At 56.7% G+C, this 7,462-nt stretch carries 4 protein-coding genes; all 4 read left to right on the top strand.

Going from position 1 to position 7,462, the window contains the following annotated elements; translation table 11 throughout:
- Positions 1 to 146: 146 nt before the first annotated feature.
- The 4 genes from HMPREF1494_RS04485 (at position 147) to HMPREF1494_RS04470 (ending at position 7,298) form a co-directional block, all read left to right on the top strand.
- Entirely contained in the window at positions 147 to 812 is a 666-nt protein-coding gene (locus tag HMPREF1494_RS04485; RefSeq protein ID WP_034520124.1) for a phosphatase PAP2 family protein, read from the top strand.
- Positions 813 to 1,088: 276 nt separating this feature from the next.
- Positions 1,089 to 3,980 carry a glycoside hydrolase family 3 protein gene (locus HMPREF1494_RS04480; protein ID WP_034520121.1) on the top strand — a complete coding sequence of 964 codons (2,892 nt, stop codon included), beginning with the start codon at positions 1,089 to 1,091 and terminating at the stop codon, positions 3,978 to 3,980.
- 323 nt (positions 3,981 to 4,303) lie between these two features.
- Entirely contained in the window at positions 4,304 to 6,733 is a 2,430-nt protein-coding gene (gluB, locus tag HMPREF1494_RS04475) for a beta-glucosidase GluB (RefSeq protein ID WP_034520119.1), read from the top strand.
- The gene (locus tag HMPREF1494_RS04470; protein WP_003843050.1) at positions 6,726 to 7,298 is read left to right on the top strand and encodes a GtrA family protein; all 573 of its coding nucleotides are present in this window, start codon (positions 6,726 to 6,728) and stop codon (positions 7,296 to 7,298) included. Before gluB ends, HMPREF1494_RS04470 begins: the two co-directional genes overlap by 8 nt.
- Positions 7,299 to 7,462 lie beyond the last annotated feature (164 nt).

The following is a 7,462-nucleotide window of genomic DNA, read 5'->3' as shown; positions in this document are numbered from 1 at the left end:
TGTTAGATCCCCGGCGGGCTTTCGCCCGGCCGGGGATTTTTCGTATCCACCACCAACAGGCACCCCTGCTACATTGGCGTGGGAGAATTGGTGGAATCCGCCATCCAAGGTAAACGGAGGGCAGATACGCGGTTACCATTCGTGGTATGCATACGAAGAATAGGACCGCCGCTGTAGTGATCGCAACGGCCATACTGTGTGGCCTCGTACCGATGATCGGCATTACACTGCGGAATTCGGCAATCGTAACCACGCGTGAAACACGCGTGCTGCAGGCACTGTCCACATGGCCGGAATATTTACATGATTGCTCGACGGTACTGGCGTACATGTTTTCCACCATAGGGTGCATCATGTTGTTGGCCATTCTGGCAGCCATCGATATGCGCATCACCGGCAACAAAAGAATCGTCATCAGAGACATCGTGGTATCGGCCACGCCAATACTGTATGTGACCGGCATCAAGTGGATTGTCGAAAGACCTCGTCCCGTGACCTCTATCGGATCAGGCCTATTGCCGGGCGATCCCAGCTTTCCAAGTGGACATACGGCCGCGGCGGTCATCGTATCCGTCATGATGATTCTGACAGTACGCAATTGGGCCTGTAAACGCTTCTCAGACGCTGAATGGGATCGAGTGAGAGTGTTCCATCGCAGATCGGCAATCGGTGCCGTAGCGCTTGTTTTCGTGGTCGCCTGCTCGCGACTCCTTCTCGGCTTGCATTTTCCGACCGATGTGATTACTTCGGCGGTGATCTGTCCGCTGATCTCATACGCGGTTTGGTGCGTATGGGATGAGATGACTGCATGAGGAAGATTAAGAAGCATTGCAGATTATGCCCGGATAACGACAGGTTATCCGGGCTTTTTGTTGAAATGCCTGAACCGTGGCCGATCAAGAAAAGCTGGCAACGCTTGAAAATATTGAGTTAGATGGACTTGCGAGAAAATGTATCTGATTTTTGCATGATGATTCGTATGATTTTCAGATTGGTTTGCGATTTCCATTTTCCAGACAATGGAGCCATCAAGCCGTCCGCACTGTGGCGGAAGGCGTGGGAACAGAGAAACCTAGGAAGGAATCGCCATGCTGGAAATCAACATGGATGACGTCATCGCGGTAATTCAATCCATCACAGCGCAACTCATAGCTGTTGCCGTGGCGCTGATGCTCGGCATCATCGTGACCATCGCAATCAACAAGAAAACCGTAACGAATCAAGGCATGCGTAAGTTGGTGCGTTCGACCAGCTGGGTCGTTGTAGCGACTGCGGCAATCGTATCGATCTCCATGGCCCTGACCGGTCCGCTTAACAACATGTTGACCATGGCCACCGCTACCAAGCATGAGCTGACACAGGAAACCATCGACAAAACCAACAAGCTCGCCGTAGACATCGAACGAGAGGGCATCACCCTACTGCAGAACAATGACGGCATGCTGCCGATGAACGATGCCGGCAACATCAATGTATTCGGCTGGGCGTCCACCAACCCAATCTATGGCGGTACGGGCTCCGGTGCGCTGTCCGACGCCTACGACACCACGACGTTGCTTGCTGGTCTGCATGATGCCGGCTTCAAGACCAACGAAGAACTGACCAAGTTCTATACCGACTATTCCACCACCCGCGGCGTCATCGCCGTGACCTCAGCCGACTGGACCCTCCCCGAACCGGCGGCTGGCACCTACGCCGACGAACTCATCGGCAATGCGAAGAACTTCTCCGACACCGCAATGGTAGTTATCGGACGTGTGGGAGGCGAAGGGCTCGACCTGCCGACCGATATGAAGGCCGATGGCGTAACCTACAACGACAATTCCAAGGATTACGAGGACTTTCCAAAGGGTACGCATTATTTGGAACTCAGTCAGTCCGAGAAAGACATGATCGACTTGGTTACGAAGAACTTCGAGAAGGTTGTGCTGGTATACAACGGCGCCAACGCCTTCGAGTTGAACTTCGCGAAGGACTATCCGCAAATCAAGTCCGTGCTTTGGGTGCCGCATCCCGGACAGGCCGGATTCGAGGCACTCGGTGAAGTGCTTGCCGGCAAGACCAATCCATCCGGACGTACCGCGGACACGTTCCTGACCGACCTGACCGCCAATCCGACGTGGAACAACTTCGGCAATTTCGAATATGACAACGTCAAGGAATTCGAGGTCGACTCCGCTCGCGGCGTGCGTTTCCCGCACTTCGTGAACTACAACGAAGGCATCTATGTCGGCTACCGGTACTACGAGACCGCAGCGGACGAAGGCCTGATCGACTACGATTCCGTGGTACAGTATCCGTTTGGTCACGGGCTGAGCTACACCAGCTTTGATGAGAAGATGGGGAGCGTCGCGTACGATGCGGAATCCGGCACGATCAGTTTCGATGTGACGGTCACCAATACCGGTGATGTTGCCGGCAAAGACGTGGTTGAAGTCTACTACAATCCTCCATACACCAATGGCGGCATCGAAAAAGCCAGCGCGAACCTGGTTTCCTTCGAAAAAACCAAGGAACTCGAACCTGGTGAATCCGAAACCGTCTCCATCGAATTCGACGATGACGATATGGCGTCATACGATTACCGGAACGCCAAATCCTATGTGCTGGAATCAGGAGATTACCGAATCTCCGTACGTACCGACTCGCACAGCATCGTTGACGAAAAGACCGTGAACGTGGCTTCGACCATCACCTACAACAGTGAAGACAACACTCACAACGACGATGCCATCGTAGCCACCAACGTGTTCGACGATGCGAACGGTGGGCTCAACTATCTGAGCCGCGCCGACCACTTCGCCAATGCGAAGGAGGCGCTGGCAGGCCCGGTCAACTATTCCATGTCGGATAAGGATAAGTCCACCTTCTACAATGTCGGCAACTACGATCCGACCAAGTTCGACAACGACTCCGACGACATGCCAACTACCGGTGCAAGGAACGGTCTGCGACTTGTCGACTTGCGTGGCGTCGACTACAACGACGCCAAGTGGGACCGGTTGCTCGATCAGCTCACCTTCGATGACATGGACAACCTCATCGCCAACGCTGGCTATCAGAATGCGGCCATCAAGTCGATCGGCAAGGTGCGTCTGTCCGATGTGGATGGTCCGGCAGCCCTGAAGGACAACTTCACCGGCGTGAGCTCCATCGGCCTGCCGTCCAATATCGTGCTTGCCTGCTCCTGGAACAAGGACCTGGCCCGTGAATATGGTGAAACCATCGGCGACATGGCTCACGAAATGCAAGTCTCCGGTTGGTATGCGCCATCCGTGAACCTGCATCGCTCACCGTTTGCAGGCCGCAACTTCGAATACTTTTCCGAGGATCCGACCCTGTCGGGCGACCTGTCCGGCGAGCAGGTGCTCGGTGCCGCCGACCGTGGCGTATACGCGTTCATCAAGCACTTCGCGCTGAACGAGCAGGAAACCCAACGCAACGGCCAGCTATGCACTTGGGCCAACGAGCAGTCCATCCGCGAACTGTACCTGAAGCCGTTCGAAACCGTAATCAAGGCCGACGGCGACGCCCAGGCCGTGATGGGATCGTTCAACTACATCGGCAACACATATTCCAGCGCCCACACCGGACTCAACCAGACCGTCCTACGCGGCGAGTGGGGTTTCAGGGGCTTCGTGGAAACCGACTACTTCTCCGGCTCCAACTACTCCTATCAGACAGCCGATCAGGCGATCCGTGGCGGCACCGACGCAATGCTGGCCACCACCGAAACCACCAATCACATCACCGACCACAGCGCCACCTCCGTTAAGGCCATGCGTGCGGCTACGCACAACATCCTCTACACGGCGGTCAACAGCTGGCGCTACGCGGACGGCGAGCCAGCCGATCCGATGCCGGGTTGGAAGGTGACCATGATCGTGGTCGACGTGGTGCTGGGCGTCACTCTGGTAGGTCTCGAAACACTTGCTATCAAGCGTTTCCTCAGCCGACGTAAGACGGCAGCGGCCAAGTAGCCATCGCCATCCCCCTAGCCAAGACTTACAACCAACTGCCCCATGGCGACGCTTCACGACAAACGTGGGCGTCGCCTTTGTGATTGCACGTGAAAGGCACGTCCTCGACAACGGCGTTCCAGGGCAATGGGTGCAGTCCGCAGACTGATTGTGCGGGTAAAACGACAGGTTGTGTAATACGGGCTTCGCAGGCTGCCGGCGGCTGGTTCAATCAAACTAGCGGCGGATTTCGTATGCGGTGCAGCAGAAAGGATTCGCGAAGAGCGGCATGGCTCGGGAGAGAGCCAGGCGGTTTGCGTACGAGTTAGTGCAAGGGAGAACCAATGGAACTCGAAGAACTTTCGGTTGTCGAAAAGGCTGCGATGCTTTCCGGTGGGTCGGAATGGGATTCACGAGGCAACAGCAGGGCCGGCATCCCCAGCTTTGTAATGAGCGATGGCCCTCACGGTGTACGTCGACAACTCGGCGAAGGCGATCATCTCGGCATCGGGGCATCCAAGCCGGCCACCTGCTTCCCGACCGCTGGCACCGTGGCCAATTCCTGGGATCCGGCACTCGCCGAGGAAATGGGCGAAGCGCTCGGCAAGGAAGCGCACGATCTTGACGTAAACGTACTGCTCGGTCCGGGCATGAACATTAAACGCAACCCGTTGTGCGGTCGTAATTTCGAGTATTACTCCGAAGATCCGGTCGTCGCCGGTCGTATGGCGGCGGGCCTGATTCGAGGCATCCAAAGTAACGGCGTTTCCGCATGTCCGAAGCACTTCGCCGTCAATAGTCAGGAACTCCGCCGCCAGGCCAGCAATTCCGTAATCGACGAGCGTACCATGCGTGAACTGTACCTGACCGGCTTCGAAATCGCAGTGCGCGAAGCCGGGCCGATGACCATCATGACCTCCTACAACGAGATCAACGGCGTCTATGCGCACGAAAACAAGCATCTGCTACAGGAGATTCTACGCGACGAATGGGGATTCGACGGTATGGTCGTTTCCGACTGGGGCGGTTCCAACTCCGCGGTCGCAGCAGTCAAGGCCGGTGGGTCGCTGGAAATGCCGTCTCCGGGCTTCACTTCCGTGCGAGAGCTGGAAGGTGCCGTCAGAGCCGGAACACTGTCCGAAGCGGATCTTAACGCCCGTGCGGCGGAAGTCGCCAAAATCGCGGTTGCCACCAAACTGGTCGGCGTTGGGCGTGATGACCTGCTCAAAGACGATATCGCCGCCGCACATCACGAAGTGGCCCGCAAAGTCGCCGAAAACGCAAGCGTGCTGCTCAAGAACGACAATGCGGCCCTTCCGTTCAAACCGGGTACCCGCGTGGCCGTCATCGGCGATATGGCCGCCACGGCGCGCTATCAAGGCTCCGGCTCCTCCAAGGTGAACGCCACTAGGGAAGAAAACATTCTTGAGGAAGTCAAGAACGCAGAGGGTCTGCATCTTGCCGGCTATGAACCAGGCTATGACCGCCAAGGTGCGATTGATCGAGGACTTATTGAAGATGCCATCGCGCTCGCCGGCAAAGACAGTGTGGATGTGGTGCTTGCCGTGATCGGTCTCGACGAGCGTAGTGAATCCGAAGGTCTCGACCGTTCCACCATGGCGATTCCGCAGGTGCAGAATGACTTGATTGCCGCCCTAAAGGGAACGGGCAAGCCGATTGTGGTGGTGCTCGTCGCCGGTTCTCCGGTCGAATTGCCCTGGATGGATGACGTTGTCGCCGTACTGTATGTCGGCCTTTCCGGACAGGCAGGAGCCTCTGCGACCGTGCGTGCACTTACCGGCGAGGTCAATCCTTCCGGTCATCTGGCCGAAACATGGCCGCTCGTATACGGGGATTGCCCGAGCGCCGGCTGGTATCCGGCGATCGGACGTGATGCAATCTACCGCGAGGGTCCGTTTGTCGGTTACCGCTATTACGAGACCGCCGATGTTCCAGTGCGTTTCCCGTTCGGTTATGGTCTGAGCTACAGCGATTTCATGTTCTCCGATCTCAGCGCGGACGATAATGGTGTGACGTTCACCGTCACCAACGATTCCGATATCGCCGGTGCAACCGTTGCACAGCTCTACGTGCGCGGACCGCAGGGAGGCGTGTTGCGTCCGGATCGCGAACTCAAGGGTTTTGTCAAAGTGTGGCTTGACGCGCATGAAAGCAAGAAGGTCACCATTCCGTTCGACCGTTACACCTTCCGTCATTTCGACGTTGAGGCCAACGTATGGCGGACGGAATCCGGCACATGGACGCTGCTGGTCGGCGATAGCGCCGAACATCTGCCACTGTCCGTCGCATATGCCGTTGTGGGCGACATGGGGGTTACCCCGGCAAATCCTGCGCTTGGCGGTTATCTGACCGGTCATGTCAAGGATGTGACCGATATGGAGATGGCGGTTCTGTTCGGTCATGAGGTAATCGCCCCGGGCAAGCCGGTGACGTTCGGTGTGAATGATCCGATCATGTCTTGGGCGGGCTCCAAGGGTTTCGTCGCGCGCACCATCGCCAAAACGCTCACCAAGCAGGAAGCAAAAATCAGGCAGAAGACCGGTTCTCCGGATCTCAACACCTTGTTCGTGCTGAACATGCCACCGCGTGCCATGAGCAAGATGACCCAGGGCAGAATCGACTCGGCGATGGTCGACGCCATCGTAAAAATCGCCAACGGCCATACTTTCCGCGGATTGGGTGGCGTGATCGCCGGCTACTTCCGCAACCAATCCGCCAACAAGCGCACCGCAAAGGAGCTGAACAATGACTGACAACAACGCGATGCAGCCTGCCGAAAAGGTCGGCCCGATCCGCCGGTGGATCAAGGATCATCCGAACATCTGGGAGTTCATCCTGTTCAACGTGTTGTCGAACATCTCCACCATCACTCGTTTTGTGGTGACGTGGATCGGTACCGCCATCTTCATTTCCGGCATGGGACTCACGCAGCCGTTCCACTTCCTGATTTTCAACTACGACACCAAAGGCAACGGTTTGGGCGGATTTTTGACCTTCCTGCTCGCTGAGGTGCTCGCGCAGGTGGTGAACTTCTTCGTACAGATGAAGTGGGTGTTCAAGTCCGACTCCAGCTTCAGGGACGCCGCTTGGAAGTATGTGATTCTCGCCGTGATCATCGTGGTCGTGAATCTTGTACTGCCGGGCTATATAACCGGTCTGTGCCAGGGATGGGGTATGAATGCCGGCGTCGCGGGCACCATCGCCTCCGTGGTCAACACCTTGCTTGCCGTGGTCGTGAGCTATCCGTTGCTCAAGTTCTGGGTCATGCCGAAAAGCGAGTCCAAGGAGACGGCCAAGAGCGAGGAGGCCGCCAAGTAGCCCTATTCTGAATTCCTTTCTTCCTTCCTGCCCGTCCGGGTTTTCCGGGCGGGTTTTCCATGCCTGCTTCGCGCCTGATGTCGTTGGAAGGCGTAGCGTACCTTGCAAATAAGAAGGGTGGTGACTCAGTCGATGAGCCGCCACCCTTTGTCATGCCGTGCTAT

Source organism: Bifidobacterium sp. MSTE12 (genome assembly GCF_000513015.1).
Classification (GTDB): Bacteria; Actinomycetota; Actinomycetes; order Actinomycetales; family Bifidobacteriaceae; genus Bifidobacterium; species Bifidobacterium dentium.
The sequence above is the reverse complement of the archived record's forward strand: the minus strand, read 5'-3'. Positions and strand labels throughout refer to the sequence as shown.

Bases quoted from the DNA above. Each gene is read 5' to 3' on its own strand.
- HMPREF1494_RS04485 (WP_034520124.1), top strand. From the start codon at position 147: ATGCATACGAAGAATAGGACCGCCGCTGTAGTGATCGCAACGGCCATA.
- HMPREF1494_RS04480 (WP_034520121.1), top strand. From the start codon at position 1,089: ATGCTGGAAATCAACATGGATGACGTCATCGCGGTAATTCAATCCATC.
- gluB (WP_034520119.1), top strand. From the start codon at position 4,304: ATGGAACTCGAAGAACTTTCGGTTGTCGAAAAGGCTGCGATGCTTTCC.
- HMPREF1494_RS04470 (WP_003843050.1), top strand. From the start codon at position 6,726: ATGACTGACAACAACGCGATGCAGCCTGCCGAAAAGGTCGGCCCGATC.